The following is an 18,798-nucleotide window of genomic DNA, read 5'->3' on the forward strand; positions in this document are numbered from 1 at the left end:
CCATGATAGATACAAACATTTCCGAACCTGTTTTTCAATTTCTAGGAGGTATTTTTCATCAAGATATAGAAACTCCAGAATCAGCACTGGCCGAATACTTAGAAGAGATTCCAAAAGAAGAGCAAGAAACTGATATAGTAGCATTAAAAGATTTTATTAACAGTGATTATTCGGATGAAGAAAAGAATGATTTTATCGATGAAGCTGCTGACGGAGTGGACATTCGTAGTTACGGAGTATCTCCATTAGTATGGCTCGAACAAGTTATTCAAAAAATAGAAAAGAATATTGAAACTTTATAATCCATAAAAGGTCCCTTGAAAATTCAAGGGACCTTTTATTACTTCAAAAGCCCTTTAATTTTTGCTTTCGTTTTCGGTCCATAAATGCCATCAGGATTTAGTCCATTCATCAGCTGGAACCGTCTTACGGCATCTGCTGTTTTTGGGCCATACACACCGTCAATTCCATTATTCTTAGCTCCTTTATCCGGGTAGAAGTATAGTGCAGACAGTGCTTTTTGAATTTGCCTTACGTCGTCTCCTTTTCGCATCGGGCTTGTCACTTTATAGATGCCAGAAGGCAGCGTATATGACGTTTTCTTGCTACTTGAGCTTGTTGTTTTCTTTTTGGCTGTGCTTGTTTTGCTTGAGCTTGTTTTCCCGCCCAGCTCCTTCAACTCTTTTTCAATGGCAGCCTTAACCTCGTCCCATCTTCCTTCTAACAAAATACGATGCGGGCAATACTTGCCGTTCCAGTCTTGGTGCTTACGGACACGATCAACACCCCATCCGTGTTCTTTCAGTAACTGCGCCACAAACTTAATAGCAAGCTTTTCCGCTGCCTTATATCGTGCCCCTCCTGACTTGCTATAACAAATTTCGACACCAATCGACTTACGATTCCCTGTACCGTTTGTTCCATCTCCTGTGTGCCATGCATTTCGATTAGTTGGAATTCCTTGAATAACTTGTTTATCGTCTACTGCAAAGTGAAAACTCGTTGAGCTAGAGTTATTCTTCATGTAAGAAATCTCATTGGCTGCTGAAGCATCATTCGCAGTGTTGTGAATAGTGATGTATTCAGCTTTCATTGGATTAGGACATTTCAATCCATATTTTGATTTAGAGACTAGATTTTTAACAACTTTGATTGGCATATATCCTCTCTCCTTCTGTCTACATAATAAAAAAGCCACTGGCTTAGCCAGCAGCTTTGTCTGCGTTATCCTTACTCTGTTCTGTTTCGTTCTCAATTGTTTGTAATCGATCTGTTATTGTTGAAGGAATTTTAACACCGATCTGTGCTAAGTTTTCAGTTATTGACAAGCCTTCATTAGCGATATAAAAAAGAACGGTACCAAATGTTAGGACACCGTTTAAATTGAGGACTGTATCAATAACGTTTGCTAAAATGACCGCAAAGAAATTGAGCAGCTTGCGGACATAGCCAAACCATGCGCTTCGGCTCCGCAGTTTCTTGAATTTCCATGCCTTAATTACTCCTGTTAAAACGTCTATTATGCTAAGAACTAGAAGTAAATCAAGATACTTCACCCCTCCAAATAAATATACTCTTGCTAAATCTAATGTTTCAAAATTGATAAACAAACTTGTCTCCTCCATTTCAATCACCTCCTCCGAGGCAAATAAAAAGGACAGCCGGATCTTATGAGACGGCTGTCCCTCTAACTGAAAAGTTTCCATTTGTTAAAGCTGTAAGCTCCATAACAATTTCTTTAAAACCGGTAATGTCAAAAGACCAGGCTTCTGATTTCCCTTTTGTGCTAGTGGCAAATATTCCGTCATCCACTTTCTGACCTCTAAGGGCTCTTTTTGTTCCCGATAAGGATTTACCCCAGAACTTCAACTCACTTGTCTCAGCCGTTCCATAAACCTCAATGAGCAACGTTTTAAATGATCCAACAGTTAACGAAGTACCTTCCCCGATTGTTTCTGTTTTATCATGAAAAACAACATCCATTGTTTTTGCTTGAGTGTCTAATGAGCTAAGGTTCAGGCCTTCAGTTTGAACTTTTAAACGACCATCATTAGTTAACCCGCTTTTATCTAACTGGACTGAGAACGGAGCAACTGCTGTAATAGGAACAGTGTGCTTAATGTTTATATCCTCTTCACCTGCGCCCAATGACTGGTAAAGTAAGAATTCTGATTGCTGTAGGTTACCATTTACATATCTGAAACGGAAATAGCGTTTAGTTAAATGAATCCATTCAGTCTCGCCAAGTGTATTTGCTTTAACAACCAACGAAGAGACTGTGGTCCATGAATTCATATCGTTACTTTCTTCAATGAATAAGGTACCTTCACGATCAGAATAAGCATGACCTTTTACCTTTGAAATTAAAATCTGACCTAATCGATCTTGGCCATATTGCGTGTACACTTCGGTCGCTTTTAAGACTGCGTTTGTCAGCAGCTCCGCATTACCTGAAATAGTAGCCACGGGCACTATAAAATCCTGGTTCCCTTCTCTGTACGGTTTAGCCGCTCCTGGCTTACCCGTTGCATCTGTTGGAAATTGAAAACTATATGATGCCATTATAAATCCTCCTTGCTATTGTAGATCATTAGTGGTGAGCATGGGTTTACAACGGAACCACCTCCTTTAAGGAAAAATAAAAAAGCCCTAAATGGCTTCTCCTGTGATCTCTTTATACTGTTCAGCTGTAATGAGTTTTTTCTCCACTCCTTTTTGTAAATCCTCAGGCGAGCAATCTTTATAATGAATTGCCTGTTTCACCATTTCAGGAGTAGCCCAGTCATAATGTAAAGCCCAAATCCAATAATTCATGAATCTTTCCCTCCTTGTAGAGTAAGCAGTTGCAACTTTATTTTTGAGAGCTCGCTTCCCAAAGTTTGGTTTAATTCTTCAAACTGTTTACGGGCTAGCTTCTCCTGAGATAACTCTCTTGCAAGTAGATCCACTTGAACTGGTGGTTCATATGCAGATGTACTCTGAAGCTCTTCCCACCAAGTTTTTAACTCTGCTTCCGTTGGTATAGGTGCCCTAATATTCCACTCTGCTATATATGAGGGAGTTCCGTCACCATTATTCTGGACAATAAAATCCTTTGTGGGATCAGCTGTTGGGTATTTAAAAAGAATAGCTTCACCTATATTCATCGTTACCTCCTAAAATCTTGGATAATTTCTCCCGCCTAATTCCTGTATGTCAATAAAGTTAAACGATCCATCCTTATCGTCCACGCCCCTTTGACCATTTCCTACGTAATTACAATAACACCAGATTTCTAAGTAATCACCTTTGTTCATTGGGACAGTTGCATTACCATTTAAACCAAGGTACATTTCATTATCTCTATTTTCATAATACCCTCGAATATGATGTAGCGTTTTGTATTTTTTTCCATTTAAATAAACTTTTAAATGAAGGTTAATATAAGAAGGAGAGTTTATCACATAAATTCCTGAACCAACCAAATACATTCCATCATTCGGTGCAATAAACCTGTTATTTTTAATGTCAAAAGCATTGTGACTGTCCTTGATTATTCTATTGAAAGCTATTTTAGTATGGTCAACTTTTTTTAAGTATTGAATGCCTGTAGTTCCCACATTTGCATGAGCAAAACCCGATATTTTCTCCCATTTTGTCCAGCCTGAACCACTCCACCAGTGCCTAATCCAAACTCCTGTACTGTAGTAGTAAGTCCCAGACTCATTTCCTGTCCCATAAAAGTATTGCGTAAATCGGTAATTATTATATTTTTCATTTTTGACAATGCCATAACTCAAAGGGTACCCTGTAGTATTGCCCTGACCAATGTCCATTAAGGTCAGTCCTAAAGGATATTCTTCCCCTCCCTTTCTAGCATCTTGAATAGCATTGTCACCAGTAATTAATGTCAGATTGTTATTTTTGTAGTTGGTATCTACGTAATATTTTGCATCCAATAAAGCCTTATCAGCTTTTTCCTGAGCTCCGGCAGTTGTTTCTTTTGCATTCCAATTCTCCCGCTCTACTGGTGTTATGTGCCGTTGTGAATCATTAAGATGCTCTTCAAATTCTTTTTTCGAAGCTTGCTGTACATTATCAACGTTCCCTAGCCCGATTTGCGCCTTTGTTGTATTGTGAGGGTTGTTCATGTCATTTTTATGTACAGCTAAATCTTTATGCGCGTCTTGAATACCTTTCTCCCAACGGTTCACATCATCTTCATTAATCGGATCGTCCGGGAGCCAATCTGTTTTTGCATCATAAGCCATTGTTACACCACCTCAAAAGTAATCCTAAAATCTAGCGTTCTGTTATTACTGACGTCTAAATCTGTTGTTCTTTCAGTAATTACGTTGTTTTGTTCATCAAGGATCTGCACACTCTTAATATGCTTTATATCTTCCTCTCGTTGAGTAAGCACCTTGACAACAGCACCCTGAATGGTGAGTTCCACAATTTTTGTTTCATTTCCATTCAGCAGCACCTTCGATATTCTATTTTTCAAATCTGCAGCTGTTCGCTCTCTATAAAGCTGTGTAATCATACAAGGACCACCTCGTTATTATTGAGCGTGACGGAATAACCTACCTTTAGCTCACTTGCTTTTCGATACCTTCTGTTATTCAAAATGACAGTATCTTTTATCTTGAGTGGCTCATTTAAAGCAGCTCGCAAGGTATATGCCAAATGAGCTGGCTTCATATTCTCCAATGTTTCTATGAGCTCGCTCATATGCTGCATATCATCTATATCAATATCAACATTAAAACGGTACTGTCCTTGAAGCAGCCTGACCTGAGCAGACGGATTTTTCAGGAACCGATTTAATGCCTGTTCAATAGCCTTATATGTTGCCGGCGGTATATTGGACATTTTAGAGATTAGGCGCAATCGGCGGATCTCATCGGTGTCACCTGATTCCCGCGGTACGTTCAAAATCTTTTCCCATCGTTCAAGCCCCCAGGTTGCCGTAGTAACAAACAGCTGATCTGTCAGATCAAAGATGCTGTTATTTTGCTTCTCAAATTCCGGAGCTTCCGCTTTAAGAAGTTCAGCCATTTCCTTTAACTTGGTAAGGAACGGCGGCAGGTAAGCAGTCATTTCATCGAGTTTGCTCAATGATGTTCACCTGCCCCAATTTAGGGATTTCGACGGCACTCAGAACCAAATTTTCGGCCACGCCGTTGATTTTAATATCTGCGTAATCACTTACTGAAGGTGAATTGTAGACGATATTATTAATCTGCGATAAACGGATGACGTTATCTTCAAAGGCAATCTTTTTAAAAAGATTTAATACACCTGATTCGATTTCTTGCTTTACCTGATCGATAGAGCTATTGACCTCGGGAAGTACCTCGGCTGAAATCTCAACCTCTTTCCATACCGCACTCTCCACCGTGACAAAGGCACCTATTGGCGCTTGCCCTTCACCTTGTCCGGGTTCAGGATCAATATAGTTTTTCACCTTTGATATTAAAATATCGGAAGCAGGTTCCAAGTTAGCATTGGTCACGACAATTTTGACTGTGCCGTCCCCGTTCCAAAGCGGAAAGATCTTTGCCTTCCCCACTCCGTCTACTTCCTCAGCCCATTGTTTATAGTGTGCTTTATTGGCACTGACAGCTTCCCGACGCACGCGGGTAAAATATCTAGCCCTTAAACTGTCATCATCCTCCTCTTCTCGGCCAGGGATTAGAATCTCTTTCACGATCGCTTTTTGGAGTCCTGGTATTGTGTCTAATGACAATAGATTTTGACCGGATATGTTTGCGTTCCCTGCTTCCCCCGCTGTTTCACATTCCAACGTCCCGTCAGCTGTGTATTGAAAATAAAGATTATCAACATAAAAGCGAGACCCTACAGGAATGGTCACGCCTTCAGTAAACTCCCCTGCCCTGACTGCTTTTGTGGCAGCCGTTCGCTCAATGCCTGCTTCAGTAGCCCGACGATCTAAAAATTCCCCTTGTGCTGTGTCTGAGAAGACAAGTTCCAGCACCGTATCGATCCAAATATAAGACTTAGCCAATTCTGCGGCTGCAGGAGCTAAGGCATTAAAAATCACGCTGCCTTCCCTCGTATCAATGTCCGCTGAAATGCTGTTTAACATTCGATCCATAATCACTTCAAAGGTTTGATCTTCAAACATCTTCGCCAAGCACCTCCTCGATCTCCAACATCCCCTCATCAGTTTCGACAGTAAAGGAGACATGGAATGATTCGCCTTGTTTATTTATTTCAAAATCTGTAACAGCAGAAATCCGATCGTCATAGATCAGTGCTTCCTCTATCAGCCGAGGGATCTCCATTTTCTTATATCCGTCTGTTGTTTCGTTATCTGCTAGCACGTCTTGAAGCTCATTTCCAATGTCATGACTGTAAACAGAATATGCGTATCGCTCAGTATGGAGAGACAAATATACAAACTGCTTGATCGCTTCAAGGCCTGTGATGATTTCATTTGTGATACGGCCATTTTCAAAATCTATTTTGTAGGTTTGCGAGGTCTCTATGATTTCGCTGTCATCTTCTATATCCTCAAACTCGATTTCCGGAGACAAAGCCATTCCAAACACCTCCTATATTTTATCGAGAATAAAAAATGATTGCCCGCCTTTTAAGGAGACAATCATCACACGCTCACCTGTATTTAATGCTTCTTCTTCACCGGCCCGCAGCCGCTTTGGAACAATAATCAAATCAGCAGGTATTATTAATTTGTCATTTTCATTAAGCCTTATTTCAACAGGGGAAACGGAAACCACTTCAGCCGGTAGAATATCCACTGGCGACTCAGAATCAACTGCACGGACAGCCAAATGTTTGATTGCTTCACTTAATCTCATGAGGAAACACCATCAGGGATAGAATTTTTCTCAACCACATCAATGGTCATCGTGTGTGTCGATCCTTTAAATTCGTGTTTGTCTGTATCGATCCAGTATGTTTTCTTAACCCCGACTTCCGGAATTGAGATATAGACGGGCAAGCCGCTCTGAAGATCCGGAATGCCAATCGCTTGAATACTCTTGAGTTCTTTTTTAACACCTTTTTTCTGTGCCTGTTTGACTTTCGCACGCTCCTGAAGCTGTGCCTGGTTAATGTTATCAGAAACCGTTTCGACATACTGAAGCACACCATATTTACTGATCCCTGAGCTGTCACTTGCGGTGGCTGTGTATGTTTTATTGTCTTTCTGCCGGCGGAGCTTTACTTTTGTGGCCGTGTCATTAATTGAAGTGCTGTATTGATAGCCGGTGATGTTCACACCCGTCTCCAACACCCATACTTCTGACGGATCTGGCCAAGCGCGAAGGCCAAGCTTCCCCTTCGCAGAATATAATTGATAATTCCTTCCGGTTTGGCTTTTCGTTTGTTTCAAGGCTTTTAGAATCATGTCATAAAGGCTCGTATCATCTTTAAACACTAATGATTTAATGGTGTAACCTGTATTTGCAATGGATGTCGTTGGAATTTGAAAATCTCTTGCCAGGCGCTTAATAATCTCGTCTGCACGTTTATTGGAGAACACATAAACATCTTTGTTCTTAACCAGATATTGCAGCATGTCATAAGCCGTAAAGGTCAGCCCATGTTCTTCCGGATTGCGAGAAAACACAATACCTCGAAACAGCTCTTTCCCTTTCCACTTAAACAGAACCGTATCTCCTTCTGATACGCTGTAATATGAATGGGTTCCTTGTTTCGTTACGATCTTTGCTGTGATCGATCGCGGCGCCTGATACCGTTGTCCCTCGAGTGAAACACTTTCAGTTACCAGCTCAAGCCATTCCGTTTCTTTAATGACGAAAAGTTCTATCATGTCATCACCTGCTTATTGCGGTATCTTTAATTTTTGACCAGGAAAGATCCAGTGCCCTGGCTGCCTGATATTCCGTTTGCTTCGCTTAATCATAGCCTTTTTATTGACGTTCCAGATCTTGCGCCATTTTGTGCTGTCTCCATAAAATTTGCCTGCAAGGTCCCACAGTGTATCACCTTTCTTAACGGTGTATGTTTTAGGAGCTGATTTAGATGGCCGTTTCTTCTTTGTCTTTTTCTTCTGCTTGATCTTCCGCGGCGATGCGGTTTTGTATTCCTTCAGCTTTATTTCATAATCACGATCACCTATATCTTTTTGGCCCTCGCTATAAGAAAAAACCTCGATACTGCAAGTTAAATTAATTTTCGTTCCAGTAATTAAGAATTGAACCGGCTTTTTAGATTTCACCCATTTCTCGATCTTTGCAATAGCATTTTCAGGAGAAGGAAATCCCTTATACTCAGCAAGCGGGCTATGTTTCTTTGAAAAAAAAGAAGAGAACGAAATTTCTTTCGCTCCCGGTTTATCAATAAAAGTGATCTCTCCAAAACTAGCCACTTTTACTGATTCATTTTGAATTGTGTTTGAAATATCAATTTGTTCAGGAAGGACAGGAAGCCGTAGCTTATCCTTCCCTTGTGAAATCCAGAATTCATATATGGATTTAGTCAAAAGCAACGACTCCCTTCGTTCCAATGTTGATATCCTGTTCAAGCTCATCGACAAGGGCGTGCTTAATCTTAGCTACAAGACTGTTCATGTCTTGATCATTGTGAAAATGCTGATCGCCATTAAACTGAATAATAACCTCTTTACCTCCTGATGCTGTAACAGTTGTTTGCTGACTACCTGTTGTAGCTGCTGTTACCTGACCGGAAGATAATTCAGTTTGACCTTTTCGAGATGGGTCTGTGACTTCCATTCCGAGTGCCTTAGCTGCTTGGGCTAATAAATAACGTCCACGGATGCCTCGCTCCTCCGGAATGATCCATTCCCTTTTGTTTCCTTCACCGACACGTGCAATCTGCTCTTTGGTAATAAGTCCGCCGTTAGCGTAGCCAACATATGGACCTCCGTGTCTCATGCTTCTAATGCCTGGTACATTATTAATTGATCCATATCTGCTTTTGATATAGCCAATCGCAGCAGCAGCGTTGTGAATCGGGTTAAGAATGTTATTCATTCCCGGCAATTTGTGTGCGTTGAAGGTACTTGGGATTGTCTGCATGAGCCCCTGAGATGGATGTCCTGCTTTCGCATTACTATCCCATAAGTTAATTGCCTTCGGATTACCCCCTGACTCATGCTGAGCAATTGTCATCAGCCCTGGAAGCCAGCTCATTGGTGTCTTTGTGGCCATGATAGCTGCCATAAGCCATTGCTTCACATTTCCGCTAACTGCTCCCATTCCGGAATAAGCAGCAGCTAGTGAACCTGCTTGTTTTTCAGCAAACTTTTTTACATCGACAGAATCCAGACCTTTTACAATACCAATAGAGGCAAAACGACCGAGACTCATCATGACACGTGAAGGTGAATGAATATCAAGCTCTTCACGAAATGCCTTCTCAACTTTTTTCGCCAGCTCCTTGGCAGCCTCATGGACTTCACTTGCCTTAGAAGTCATGCCTGAAACAAAATTACCGATCATACCGCTGCCCCATCCGTTTGATGATTCTTTAGAGCGGATAAACGGCTTGTTAATATGAGTGCTGACGTATTGATCAGTACCAGTTTGTGAACTATTTTGTCCGGAAGCAAAACCTTTGACCGTTCCACTTCCCCATGAAGAGGATTTATTTACGGTGTTCTGAAATGGTGTTTTAACCTTCGTCTGCAAGAAGCCATCTGTACCGGTAGAAGTGCTGTTTTGACCTTTAGCATAACCATTGACCACTTGCTTTCCGTAATTCGGAGAATAAGAGATTAAATTGTTCATTGGCTGTCCAACGTTTTTCTGTTTCCATACTTCCATAGAAACAACATTATCTCTAATTCCTTGATCAAAGCTCTTCGTGAACTGTTGACCAAATGATGTTGCTTGTTCATCAAGACTGGATGTGTCAATAATAGGAGATACAGAAGCAGCCATCACCGCACTACGGACTAGCGGGGAAGTTGCCGGTTCACCTCCTGCAGATGAAGCAGATGTTATATCATCAACAACACTCATCCCTAATTTCGAAGCAGCTTGAGAAAGGAGCATTTTGCCGCGACCTTTATTATTCTCAACAGGAATAACAAACTCTTTACCAGCTTCACCAATCCAAGATATCGTTGGCTTCGTAATGTAACCACCAGTAGCATGTTTCTTAGGCTTTTCTTTTCCCGTACCAAATAAATAATTTACGCCACTCTTCACATAGCCCCACGCTTTACCAGCAGTTTTTTTCGCACTTGAAGCTACTTTCCCACCGACTTCTTTTACTCCACTTAAAATACTGCTTCCCAATTCCTTTACACTTTGCCACTTTTCAGACCACCACTTCTTACTAAAAAGGGTTTCTGAGATGGAACTCTTAACACTTTTCCATATTGATTTAGCATTGTCCCATTTATTTTTTGACCAGCTCTTTACACTTTCCCATTTTCCTGACCACCATTTCTCGCTAAATAAAGTGGATTTCAGCTTTCCTTTAACAGATTGCCAAACAGAAGACGCGCTGTCCCATTTACTTTGAGCCCAACCTTTTACGCCTTCCCACTTTCCTGACCACCACTTCTCACTAAATAAAGTGGATTTTATTTTTCCCTTTACGGACTCCCAAACAGATGATGCACTATTCCATTTGTCCTGTGCCCAGCTTTTAACACCAGACCACTTTTCAGACCACCATTCACTATTAAATAAAGTGGACTTTACCTTTTCTTTTACATGAGACCATGTATCACTTAACCCATTGAGAGAAGTCTTCGCATTACTCTTAATGCCTGACCATTTTTCAGACCACCATTTTTGATCGAATAATGTACTGTCTAGTTTCTTTTTTACTTCTGAACCATCAAACGCTTTACCTAAACTTGAACCGCCCATGGTGCCTGCTATACCACCAACTGCTCCACCAATGGCTGTTCCCACTCCTGGAATAACACTGCCAATAGCTGCTCCTGTAGCCGCTCCAGCAAGGCCACCGCCAGCTGATCCAATTTTTTCACCAGCATTATCTTTATTCATCCCAATTAAATCGGTTGCTGCTAACGCTGTTCCTAATAGAGGGATTCCCTTTGCAAACTTGCCAACACTTTTCAGAGGACTTAAGACTTTTCCGAACTTCGATGTACCGCCTGCAGCTCTACCAGCTGAGTATAGCTCCGATCTCGTAGTGGTTATTGCTGGTCTTAATCCTCTGGTTGGATTAGTACCTACAGTTCTACCGGAACGCCTTCTCTCCAACCGTTCAGATGACACAACAATTGAACTGTCAGAAGGGTTCATTCGGTTTAGATTACCGCGTGGTCCTAAAACTCTTTTCCCTCGTCTTCTACGAATGCGATCATTTTTACCTCCATCGCTACAACAGCAACATGTTAAGCTGCCGCTTCGAGGTAAACTCGTTGGACCTGTGGCAGTTTTGGATTCTCTGCCCCTTGTGCTGGCATTACGATTACTGTTTCTGTTCCTCCTTTCACTTTGTGTATTAGTGCCAGCTTTAGGAGTACGTTTTGGAATTAATTTTCGAATTACGCCTGCTGCATCACTTCCGACAGTACCTATGCCTTTTAACAACGGACGTAGTATTTTCAAATAACCAATCAACCCAATTAAAGAAGGGATCACAACTTTAATCGCTGTTTTCAAATCATCCCAATGGTTGACGCTCCACTCAATGGCTACGTTTAACTTATCACCTATCTCCTCTCCAAGATCGGCAATATCTTTTTTGATCTCTTTAAGTTTTTCCTGACCTTCTTTACTGTTAATGTACGAGCTGATTTTATCAAAGGCCGGCCCTAATCCAGTTAGCAGAGAAGTTCCCATATCCTTAGATATGCTTTCAAAATCTCTTATGGCATCATTAACCGGTGTCATCGGATTATTATCCCGAAGTTTCGTAAAGCTTCGTTCTAATTCACCGCTTGTTTTGGCACTTGTACCAATACCCTCAGCCATATCTAAAATCGGCTGTTTAAGGTCTTCGTATTGTGTTCCAATAAGCTCAGTTGCAATAGCAGCCCGCTTTGTTTTATCTTTCACTTTAGAAAGGGCTTTTGCCACCCTAAATAAACTTTCCTCTCCGCTTACTGAACCATCTTTGAAGCCCTTGAACATTTTCTTAGTTTCCTTGGCTCCGAACAGCTTTTTAAATGCGTCCACTTGGCTATCAGACATTTCGGTTCGGCGGATGTTAAACTCACGCATACTATCGGCAAGGTTATCGAAGTTTCTGGCGCCACCCTTTGTTCCTTTTATCATGGCGTTTGCAATTTGGCCGCCTGTGAGCTTCAAGTCTTTAAAGGTGGAACTGTATTCATTCATCGTGTCCAATAAATCGTCAGCTTGGTCACCGGCATTCCGATATACATAAGCAATTAAGTCTCCGCTTTGTTTCCCAGACAATTTCAAGTTGTTATACATCGAACTAAAAGCACGATCTACCTCTGCCTGATCAGCATTCATCAGCTGGGCAATCTTACTTGACGACTCAGTCAAATCAGCCAGAGCTTTTTTAGATGCCCCTGTCTGTTGCGATAAGTTTCTCAAAGATACACTGACTTCTTCCCGAGAACTGCCCGCTTTATTATTGAAATAGATCTGATCCGTCATTCTTGCAACATCTTTTTTATTAACGTTTGAAGTTGCTGACACATAAGCATCCTGAGACATTGTGCTTTTACCAGAACCCATAATTGAACCTGTAGAAAAACCACCTGCAACTGCCAGAGTAATGGTAGCATCCTTCAAGCTGTCTATTTTCGCTTCAATAGCATCCAGAGCCGCTGAAGCTCTATCCTTAATAGAGACAGTTGGCTCAGCATGTTCGCTGTCTACATCGGACACATGACGACGGATCTCATCTAATTGGTTTGAAGCATGATCACGAACAGATACAGATGGTTCAGCGCTTGAGTCGTTCAAATCAGAAAGACCTCCACGGATTAAGCGAAAACGCGGTGTAGCTTGATCATTTACGGAAACCGTCACCTCATGGCGGCTCTCGGTAAGATCCTCAGCTTGCTGGCGTAAAGAATGTAAGCCATTTGAAGCTCGATCATCTAAATCCACTTCAATCGATCGAGCCCGACCGGTCAAACGGTTGGCTGATCGGTCAATTCGCCGCATAACTCTTTCAGTCCGGTCTTCAGCATCAAAAATAAGAGGGCCATTAGCAGCCCTCTTAAGTCTTTCTGCATTGCCTTGTATCATTCTAAGCTTGCGGGAAATCTTATCATGTAATTCAAACGTGGCTGTTAGTTTAGCCATAGTTAATTACCTCCCTTCTTCGCTTCTTTTTCTAACAGCTCAAGCTTATAACCGATTAACCCATATAAGAGCGCCTTGAATTCTTTCGGAGCCTCATATAGTTCTCTTAATTCTGACGGGGCGTATTTGAGCTCATGCATAGCATAGTAAAGATATACAGCCTCTTTGTCCCCGTCTTTTACTAGTTTTTTGCTGCTTCTTCAAGGTCTTCGAGATCATCATCAAAACCGTTGATTTCAATTGCTTTGTTTAGCCAGTTCGCATACTCACCGCCGACTGAAAGAACACGTTTTGCAACTTCCACCGGATCTTCTGTTTTATAAGCTTCACGTAGTTCCTTAGCTTTAAAGTTTGGATAAACAGTCGTTTCAACCGCAATACGAGCATAAAAGCGTTGGCTGTCCAACTCCTTTACGCGACCGCGGCCTTTTACATTTCTGTAAGTCGTATTCTCTTTCTCCAGCTCGTCAATTCGTTCAGTCGTAATTGCTTTGAAAATGAATGGAACAACATTGCCATCTTTGTCTACAAATCGTTTAGAAATCGGTACTTTTACTTCTTCCGCTTCAATTGTTTGTCCTGGCATAAAGAATGAAAGATCGTATACTTTTTCATTTTGTTTTTCACGCATGTTTATTAGCTCCTTTTACTTTTTAGTTTTGGACAATAAAAAAAGCACATTCATTCTTTTTGAATGTGCTTTCCATATAATTCATGTATAATAGATTCTTGAAGCTACCTTAGCTTATCCTCCGAATATGAAAGGAGGTGAAATTATGTCGACCTATGAATCTTTAATGGTCATGATTGGCTTTGCCAATTTAATAGGCGGGATTATGACATGGGTACTATCTCTTTTAACATTATTATTCATGCTTAGAAAAAAAGACACTCATCCTATTTACATTACTGTAAAGGAAAAGTGTCTACACGAGGACCCTCCTATTAAAGGGTAGTTTCTTCTTTAAAAGCTAGAGTGCTGCAACACTCTGGCTTTTATATTTTATGCATTTCTCATGAAAGTAACACACATTAACAAGTTGTATTGTGGTAATGTGGTACCAACTATCAGCTTACGCCAGTAGTTGCAATACTTTTGCTTGGCACCATTATAACATGAATATATATTGATTATATAATTATTTGTATCTTTTATTCGTTACTTTTTTTATCTCTGATCTCAAAATGTCCTCATTATTAAAAGCCTTCACCCTATTTCTTTTATGAAAAACTCCCAGGATTTTGAAAGTGTTATGGTACAATATGGTTTAGTATAAATGAATATTGGCTTTCAACATCTCAAGGGCGGTCTGGCTCACTCCCTCATGAAAGGGGGTGATGCACTTGTCAACATTTCAAGCATTAATGCTTATGCTTGCTTTCGGGTCATTTATAATTGCCCTGTTGACTTATATAAAGAAGAAATAGACCCACCCCTTGAGCTCGGCAAAGTTAAAGGGTAAAGTCTATCCTAAATACTTTCATGAAGTTGTTAAGCCAGCCCTCTTGATGGGCCAACATTTATACCGACCCGGCGGCAACCGGGTCTTTTTTATTTTATGCATTTCTCATGAAAGAAATACACAGAAATCCAAGAAAAAGAAATGCATTACATTGGTATTCGTGAATACCTTTGCCAATAGTATCAGTACTATTAATAGTATCAATAGTATTTATACTACTATTTTAACCACTTTACCACAGCGTTATCAAGTGGTAATGTACTAGATTTTCTTAGATTCCACTAGCTTTCCCTAGATTCTAAGAGTTCCGTCTAAAATTTTGCATAGAGAATTGAAATGCATTACATCAATGCTATAGTTGATTCTTAAAACGTATCCTTCAACTTTTCAGGAACATCAAAGTCTTCGAAAGTAAACGGTACCTCTTCCTCTAATGCTTCTGAGTCCACATCAAGCCCAGCGATTTTCGCAGAATCAAAGTTCACATCATACAGGGTGACTCGTTCAGTACCACGACCTGAAGAGGCGTCATCCAGAACAGCTTGTAAAGTGAAGTAAGGATCGCTTCCCTTTTTCACATAGTCCATCATAATAAGAACAAATTGAGATGTCACTTTATAAAAAGTGGCTGTCCCTGTTCCATTTGCACCGGTTGTTTTATGCCCCGTCATTCGGCGGCCCATGATATTGACCTCGGATTTGTTTTTCTCCACGTTGGCTTCAAAGGTTTTGATATGGGCCATTTCTTCTCCATCAAGAAACAGCCTGCCCTCTTTACCTGAAATGGTGTTTTGCGCTTTTAATGCCATTCTTATTTCACCTCAACGTTAAAGTAGAATTTTTCAGCTGCATCGACTGGTTGAACGGCGAGATCAATTAGAAAGCCGTCTCGATCATTATTCAGAGCAATTGTAATGTCATTCTCTGAATCAAAATCAGTAATGCCCCCGTTATCTTGAAGAACACTCAAGTATTGAGTAATCAGCGTTTTTACAAACTGCAGTCCGTCATTTGTAGCGGGAACGTCACTGCCGCTTGCTTTGCGAGACTTGATCAATGCTTTTAATTGAGATGTCAGGTCATTATTAATTGCATCAAGTACACGGACAATTTTGTTTTTCTGGAACATCTTATTTTTCTCTGCTGTTAGGCTTGTGAGTGAATTAATGTCCTTTTCAACCGATACTGATTTATCACGAGAATCATAAGTAAACAAGAATTCCCCATTTGACAATCGTTCAACGATTTCGTCGTTGTCAATTCGGTTAAGGACATCTACAGCACCCTCGTATTCTACAAATGTAAGTGATTGATTAAATGTAGCCCCCGCACTTGCACCGGCAACCCAAGCCGTAGCTTTTTCAGGAGTGATCTCCGTTCCATCTTCAAGTAGGACACCACCAGTTACATTGATAATACCCTCATGGTCTCCCTTATAATTTGAAAGAACACCTTGAACCTTTTGTCCTTGGTTGTCTCTCAGTCGCTTAATAAACGCAACAAAAGTCGCTTTTAATTGCTCGTTATCCTCTACAGGCAGTGCGATCGTGTCAAAGTATTCCGTTTCAGCCGCTTCCAAGAAAGCTGTATAATCGGCATTTGTCGGTGTTTTGTCTGTTCCACCTGACAAGCGGGTTCCGGAAGTTGCCGGAAGAGCACCGCTGACGTCTTCAGGGGCCGTACCGGTTAACGGAATAGTGACTGTTAAATCCCCTTTCCCTGTAAACGTGACATAGTTATTTGGTTTAAGCTCTTCAGCTTTAGAAACTGTTTGTTTATCAACTTCTGACTGATCAAGGTAGGTAGTGACATCAACTTTCGAAGAGTCAATAACGTTCTCCGTGATGCTGATAATGATGTCATTTCCTTTAGTGCCGCCATAAAGAGCAGTAGCTTTTACACCTTCACTAATGTCTGCTGAAGCACGAAGACCTTCCGTCAGACGATAAAGCAAGACTGTACTTGCCTTTTTCATTGCCTCACGTAAAAGCAAAAGAGACGGATCATCGATATTTAATCCTACTTTTTTATTCAAGTCCTCGATTGAAGAGATAGAAATGAATTTCTTAACTTCACCCCAGCTGGATGCTATCGGCAGCGCAACTGTCCCGCGTTCTCCGGCAGAAACTCGGTTTTCCGCGGTCGTTTTAAAGTTAAAGTAAATACCGGCACGCTCTTTTTCCTTGCCGGGTGTGAATGTTCCGCCATTCATCTATTTGACCTCCTTTTGAAGAAACTGAGTAATCAACTTCTTCGCTTCCGATTTTGTAATACTCGTTTTATGAACATGAAAAAGAGCACCATCAAACACCTCGGGTTTTACCCCAAAGAGCTCTCGACTGTGCTCTCGCAAATTCTTAATATAAAAAGCATTTTCTGCTTTCTCTTTTTTAGTGGCCATCATTTCACCCCACTTTTAAATTTAAAACCATCCATTGAACGCTGTTCTTCCCGCTCATACCAATAGCGGCTCGTCCAGTTTAAGACAATGGTCGCGTAATCATCTGATACCCGCGTTTCTATTCGAGATAGGCGAATAAAATCCCCCGTATCCTCGCCAGATTCCTGTATGAGCGGAATTATGCCCCTTCTGCTTCTAAGTGTATCCGCAATTCGTTCCGCTTCGTTATGAGCCTTCTGTGCGTTTTCGTGAAAGAGTTTTACGTTTAAAATATAGGCTTTCTGAAACGTGGATACTGTGTCCACCCCATCGACCGTGGAAGCCGGTGGAAAATAAAGAGACGGAACAGCAAAGTCCTGCGGTATTTCTTCTTCATACACTTGAACAGGATACAGTTTGTATAGATAGCCCATAATTGAACCTACTTCTTGATTCATGGCAGCACCGCCTTAAAATTCTTCATCGATCCATTGTTGCAGCTTCCGCTCAAGGCTTCTCTCAAACATCAACTGAAATATAGCCATGGCGTTATCCCAAAAGCCAGAACCGTCGACCCATTGGAACTTCAGCAGCATTCCGGTTTTTCTTTCAGCAGGGTCATACTCGAAACGGTCGCCTTTCCACCGCCCTGGGACCCACCGTCTATCCTGATTTTTAGACGGAAAGATCGTAAAGTGCCCGTCATTCACATATGAGGCGTATTCTAGATTTGTTCCAATATCCAACTTTAAGCTGCCTTTTGTCATTGAAAAGATATTATCCTGGTCACCTTTCTGAAAGGAATTAAGCAAGCGGCGTGTGTCTACCGTCTTCGTCCTGATAATTTCATCTTGAATAATGTCTAGGAACTCAAAACCCATAGCTTCAAGCCATTCCTCGTATCTCCCTTTCAATTCTCCACGAGAAGCACGGTTTAATGACTGAATGAACTGATCAAGACCTTTGATCTTCACAAATATTCAACCTCCTGTACTGCCGTAACTTCCCAATGATGATTCCTGACTTTGCGGGGCTTCTGTAATTTATAAGCAGTACCATCCCAAACCGCCCTGTCATTTACTCGAATATCAGCACTAGCAGGAAAATGCACAAGGAATGATTGATAAATAGCTACATTCGGTTCTTGTTGGATAATGGACTGACTCTTTTCTGTAAAATAACACGGCTGATTTTCTATGTCCGGCTCATCAGGGTACGAAAAAACCGGTTGAACATCTTCAACCGGCACCCCGAATTTTTGCTTTCTATTTTCTTTTTTCTCCTGCAGATGGTAAATGTCACATCTGTCAGTCAATAAGGATTGATAACTCATATTGATCTCATCCGCACTTTCGCTTCAATCCCTTCTAAATCAGGGTTAGCCGGTTTCACATAATCTTTTATTAATGCATACACATCAGGTTTTTGAAGAGAACTGCCATCCCCTAGAGTATAAGAATAATCACCAATTTTTTCAGTTGTATATCCTTTAATAATTGACTCGTCGCCATTTATAAGAGCATAAAACTGAGACAACTTTAATAGGGCCAGTCGAACCGTTTCTGGCAAAGGAATATACTCTGCATCAGAAAAATCATGTCCAACTTTAAGAATGATATCGGCAGTTGCCTCAAGGATATCCTGTTTTAACAACTCGTCAGGCCTGGTCTTTACAGACTCAAAAACTGAATAACTCTTTAATTCATCAGGAGTGATTAACAGCATAAGG

Annotated in this window: 26 protein-coding genes; 3 read left to right on the top strand and 23 right to left on the bottom strand. The window is 41.0% G+C overall.

Going from position 1 to position 18,798, the window contains the following annotated elements; translation table 11 throughout:
- Nucleotides 1-2 precede the first annotated feature (2 nt).
- A complete protein-coding gene (locus M0696_RS12865; protein ID WP_187957601.1) occupies nucleotides 3-302 on the top strand; it encodes a contact-dependent growth inhibition system immunity protein in 300 nt (99 codons plus the stop codon).
- A gap of 38 nt (nucleotides 303-340) precedes the next feature.
- Here the strand turns inward: M0696_RS12865 and M0696_RS12870 are convergent, their stop codons facing one another.
- The 16 genes from M0696_RS12870 to M0696_RS12945 form a co-directional block, all read right to left on the bottom strand.
- Nucleotides 341-1,159: a peptidoglycan recognition protein family protein gene (locus M0696_RS12870; RefSeq protein ID WP_248602013.1), complete on the bottom strand. Its 819-nt coding sequence runs from the start codon at nucleotides 1,157-1,159 to the stop codon at nucleotides 341-343.
- A 43-nt stretch (nucleotides 1,160-1,202) separates the two neighbouring features.
- A complete protein-coding gene (locus M0696_RS12875; protein WP_248602014.1) occupies nucleotides 1,203-1,625 on the bottom strand; it encodes a phage holin family protein in 423 nt (140 codons plus the stop codon).
- A 43-nt stretch (nucleotides 1,626-1,668) separates the two neighbouring features.
- The gene (gene xepA / locus M0696_RS12880) at nucleotides 1,669-2,562 is read right to left on the bottom strand and encodes a phage-like element PBSX protein XepA (protein WP_248602015.1); all 894 of its coding nucleotides are present in this window, start codon (nucleotides 2,560-2,562) and stop codon (nucleotides 1,669-1,671) included.
- 87 nt (nucleotides 2,563-2,649) lie between these two features.
- The gene (locus M0696_RS12885) at nucleotides 2,650-2,814 is read right to left on the bottom strand and encodes an XkdX family protein (RefSeq protein WP_040082457.1); all 165 of its coding nucleotides are present in this window, start codon (nucleotides 2,812-2,814) and stop codon (nucleotides 2,650-2,652) included.
- Nucleotides 2,811-3,146: an XkdW family protein gene (locus M0696_RS12890; RefSeq protein WP_040082456.1), complete on the bottom strand. Its 336-nt coding sequence runs from the start codon at nucleotides 3,144-3,146 to the stop codon at nucleotides 2,811-2,813. Before M0696_RS12890 ends, M0696_RS12885 begins: the two co-directional genes overlap by 4 nt.
- Before the next feature lie 9 nt (nucleotides 3,147-3,155).
- On the bottom strand, nucleotides 3,156-4,250 hold the full coding sequence (locus tag M0696_RS12895) for a hypothetical protein (protein ID WP_248602016.1): 1,095 nt from the start codon (nucleotides 4,248-4,250) through the stop codon (nucleotides 3,156-3,158).
- A gap of 2 nt (nucleotides 4,251-4,252) precedes the next feature.
- Nucleotides 4,253-4,525 (bottom strand): hypothetical protein, encoded by a 273-nt coding sequence (locus tag M0696_RS12900; RefSeq protein WP_187957556.1) that lies wholly within the window; start codon nucleotides 4,523-4,525, stop codon nucleotides 4,253-4,255.
- On the bottom strand, nucleotides 4,522-5,100 hold the full coding sequence (locus M0696_RS12905; RefSeq protein WP_248602017.1) for a YmfQ family protein: 579 nt from the start codon (nucleotides 5,098-5,100) through the stop codon (nucleotides 4,522-4,524). Before M0696_RS12905 ends, M0696_RS12900 begins: the two co-directional genes overlap by 4 nt.
- Nucleotides 5,084-6,130: a baseplate J/gp47 family protein gene (locus tag M0696_RS12910; RefSeq protein WP_187957554.1), complete on the bottom strand. Its 1,047-nt coding sequence runs from the start codon at nucleotides 6,128-6,130 to the stop codon at nucleotides 5,084-5,086. The genes M0696_RS12905 and M0696_RS12910 overlap by 17 nt, the downstream gene beginning before the upstream one ends.
- Nucleotides 6,123-6,548, bottom strand: coding sequence for a DUF2634 domain-containing protein (locus M0696_RS12915; protein WP_187957553.1), 426 nt, complete (start codon nucleotides 6,546-6,548; stop codon nucleotides 6,123-6,125). Before M0696_RS12915 ends, M0696_RS12910 begins: the two co-directional genes overlap by 8 nt.
- Nucleotides 6,549-6,560: 12 nt before the next feature.
- Nucleotides 6,561-6,827, bottom strand: a complete 267-nt coding sequence (locus M0696_RS12920; RefSeq protein WP_019715084.1) for a DUF2577 family protein — start codon at nucleotides 6,825-6,827, stop codon at nucleotides 6,561-6,563.
- Entirely contained in the window at nucleotides 6,824-7,804 is a 981-nt protein-coding gene (locus M0696_RS12925) for an XkdQ/YqbQ family protein (protein ID WP_187957552.1), read from the bottom strand. The genes M0696_RS12920 and M0696_RS12925 overlap by 4 nt, the downstream gene beginning before the upstream one ends.
- Before the next feature lie 12 nt (nucleotides 7,805-7,816).
- Nucleotides 7,817-8,476, bottom strand: coding sequence for a LysM peptidoglycan-binding domain-containing protein (locus tag M0696_RS12930; RefSeq protein ID WP_187957551.1), 660 nt, complete (start codon nucleotides 8,474-8,476; stop codon nucleotides 7,817-7,819).
- Nucleotides 8,469-13,226: a phage tail tape measure protein gene (locus M0696_RS12935; protein WP_248602018.1), complete on the bottom strand. Its 4,758-nt coding sequence runs from the start codon at nucleotides 13,224-13,226 to the stop codon at nucleotides 8,469-8,471. Before M0696_RS12935 ends, M0696_RS12930 begins: the two co-directional genes overlap by 8 nt.
- Before the next feature lie 2 nt (nucleotides 13,227-13,228).
- Nucleotides 13,229-13,366 (bottom strand): hypothetical protein, encoded by a 138-nt coding sequence (locus tag M0696_RS12940; RefSeq protein ID WP_021480099.1) that lies wholly within the window; start codon nucleotides 13,364-13,366, stop codon nucleotides 13,229-13,231.
- A gap of 41 nt (nucleotides 13,367-13,407) precedes the next feature.
- Complete coding sequence (locus M0696_RS12945; protein ID WP_248602019.1) at nucleotides 13,408-13,857, bottom strand: phage tail assembly chaperone; 450 nt, start codon at nucleotides 13,855-13,857, stop codon at nucleotides 13,408-13,410.
- A gap of 145 nt (nucleotides 13,858-14,002) precedes the next feature.
- Between M0696_RS12945 and txpA the strand changes: the two genes are divergently transcribed.
- Nucleotides 14,003-14,182 (top strand): type I toxin-antitoxin system toxin TxpA, encoded by a 180-nt coding sequence (gene txpA, locus M0696_RS12950; protein ID WP_024122157.1) that lies wholly within the window; start codon nucleotides 14,003-14,005, stop codon nucleotides 14,180-14,182.
- 382 nt (nucleotides 14,183-14,564) lie between these two features.
- Nucleotides 14,565-14,654, top strand: coding sequence for a type I toxin-antitoxin system toxin BsrH (bsrH, locus tag M0696_RS12955; RefSeq protein WP_074794433.1), 90 nt, complete (start codon nucleotides 14,565-14,567; stop codon nucleotides 14,652-14,654).
- 400 nt (nucleotides 14,655-15,054) lie between these two features.
- On the opposite strand, the gene M0696_RS12960 is transcribed toward bsrH, so the two are convergent.
- The 7 genes from M0696_RS12960 to yqbG are packed head-to-tail and all read right to left on the bottom strand — an operon-like array spanning nucleotide 15,055 to nucleotide 18,794.
- Nucleotides 15,055-15,498, bottom strand: coding sequence for a phage tail tube protein (locus tag M0696_RS12960; protein ID WP_019715091.1), 444 nt, complete (start codon nucleotides 15,496-15,498; stop codon nucleotides 15,055-15,057).
- Between the two features lie 2 nt (nucleotides 15,499-15,500).
- Nucleotides 15,501-16,901: a phage tail sheath family protein gene (locus M0696_RS12965; RefSeq protein ID WP_248602020.1), complete on the bottom strand. Its 1,401-nt coding sequence runs from the start codon at nucleotides 16,899-16,901 to the stop codon at nucleotides 15,501-15,503.
- Complete coding sequence (locus tag M0696_RS12970) at nucleotides 16,902-17,093, bottom strand: YqzN/YkzM domain-containing protein (RefSeq protein ID WP_248602021.1); 192 nt, start codon at nucleotides 17,091-17,093, stop codon at nucleotides 16,902-16,904.
- Nucleotides 17,090-17,527 (bottom strand): phage tail terminator family protein, encoded by a 438-nt coding sequence (locus tag M0696_RS12975; protein ID WP_248602022.1) that lies wholly within the window; start codon nucleotides 17,525-17,527, stop codon nucleotides 17,090-17,092. Before M0696_RS12975 ends, M0696_RS12970 begins: the two co-directional genes overlap by 4 nt.
- Nucleotides 17,528-17,539: 12 nt before the next feature.
- Nucleotides 17,540-18,043: an HK97 gp10 family phage protein gene (locus tag M0696_RS12980; protein WP_248602023.1), complete on the bottom strand. Its 504-nt coding sequence runs from the start codon at nucleotides 18,041-18,043 to the stop codon at nucleotides 17,540-17,542.
- Complete coding sequence (locus M0696_RS12985) at nucleotides 18,040-18,402, bottom strand: YqbH/XkdH family protein (RefSeq protein WP_248602024.1); 363 nt, start codon at nucleotides 18,400-18,402, stop codon at nucleotides 18,040-18,042. Before M0696_RS12985 ends, M0696_RS12980 begins: the two co-directional genes overlap by 4 nt.
- Entirely contained in the window at nucleotides 18,399-18,794 is a 396-nt protein-coding gene (yqbG, locus tag M0696_RS12990) for a protein YqbG (protein ID WP_075748306.1), read from the bottom strand. Before yqbG ends, M0696_RS12985 begins: the two co-directional genes overlap by 4 nt.
- Nucleotides 18,795-18,798 lie beyond the last annotated feature (4 nt).

Origin of the sequence: Bacillus rugosus (assembly GCF_023238245.1) — a bacterium.
GTDB classification, from domain to species: Bacteria; Bacillota; Bacilli; order Bacillales; family Bacillaceae; genus Bacillus; species Bacillus rugosus.